The sequence below is a fragment of the Streptomyces sp. NPDC037242 genome (assembly GCF_055604165.1).
The window spans coordinates 1-1500 of sequence record NZ_JBVJUY010000071.1; the positions used below are offsets into that span (position 1 = coordinate 1).

Annotated in this window: 1 protein-coding gene; it reads left to right on the top strand. The window is 66.3% G+C overall.

The window, feature by feature from the left end; translation table 11 throughout:
* Positions 1-1500: class I SAM-dependent methyltransferase (locus ACZ7GJ_RS37875; protein ID WP_470758518.1), on the top strand; the 1500-nt coding region annotated here is incomplete at both ends.

Consider the following 1500-nt stretch of genomic DNA (forward strand, 5'->3'; position numbering starts at 1 on the left):
GCTCGGCGAGATCGAGAACGCCCTCCTGGCCCACCCCGACGTCACCCAGGCCGCCGTCATCGTCCGAGAAGACACCCCCGGCGACAAGAAGATCATTGCCTATGCGGTCGGAGCCGAGAATCCGGAAGCAGGGGCGGAGGACACGGAGACGGCGGCACAGAGGGTCGAGGAGTGGCAGCAGTTCTACGACTCCCTGTACCGGGACTCCTCCTCCGCTCAGTTCGGCGCAGACTTCGTGGGCTGGAACAGCACGTACGACGGGAAGGCCATACCCCTGCCCGAGATGCGCCAGTGGCAGACGGCAACGGTCGAGCGCATTCGCTCGCTGCGGCCGAAGCGCATTCTCGAAGTGGGCGTCGGAAGCGGACTGCTCCTCTCGCAGCTGGCTCCGGCCTGTGAGGACTACTGGGGTACCGACCTCTCGGCAACGGTCATCGAAGCCCTGCAAGGGCATGTCGACGCAGATCCGGATCTGGCGGCGCGAGTCCGGCTCCGCCAGCAGGAAGCCGATGTGGCGGACGGACTGCCGAGCGAGTACTTCGACGTCGTGATCCTGAACTCGGTCGTGCAGTACTTCCCGAGCGCGGAGTACCTGGCCGAAGTCCTGAGGGAGGCAGTGAACCGCCTGGCTCCCGGTGGCGCCGTGTTCATCGGAGACATCCGCAACTTCCGACTGCTCGACTGCTACCGAACGGCCGTCGAGGCGCGGAAGATGGACCGCTCCTCGAGCCTGGCCGGCGTGCGCAAGGAAATCGACAGGAGCATTCAGGGCGAGAACGAACTGCTCGTCGACCCCGACTTCTTCCTCGCGCTGCAGCGGCAGATCGATGACGTCGGCGCCGTCGACGTCTGGCTGAAGCGCGGCGACTACCACAACGAGCTCAGTCGGTACCGATACGAAGCGGTCCTGTACAAGCAGCAGAACCCCCACCCGGCCGGTGACGAGATGTCCGTGGGCTGGGGCGAGGAAGTCACGGACATCGACTCCCTGGCGCACCTCATCACCCAGAACCCCGGTCGCTCGGTCCGAGTGAACGGAATCGCCAACGCCCGCCTGACCCATGAGGTGGCCGCCCTCCAGGTGATGAAGACGGCGGACAACGCCGACTCCGTACTGGAGGCGTTGACGGGCGAGCAGCGTGGGATGGAGCCGGAGGCGTTCCACGAGTTGGGCGAGAAGACCGGCCACCGTGTCGAGGCGACCTGGTCAAGCACGACGGACGCAGACTTCGACGTGCTCTTCCTGCCCCAGGGGACACCGGCAGCCGCGGCACATGTGCCACTGGGCATGTACAAGCCGCGCCGTGAAGTTCCCGCGAACCTCTCCCGTCTGGCCAACAAGCCGGCACGAGCGGCCGAATCCGCGGCACTGGGCCGTCGGCTGAAGGAACTGGCCCAGTCTTCGCTGCCCGAGTACATGGTGCCGGCGGCGGTGGTGGTGTTGGAGGGGCTGCCGTTGAACGCGAACGGCAAGTTGGATCGGAGGGCTTTGCCGGAGCC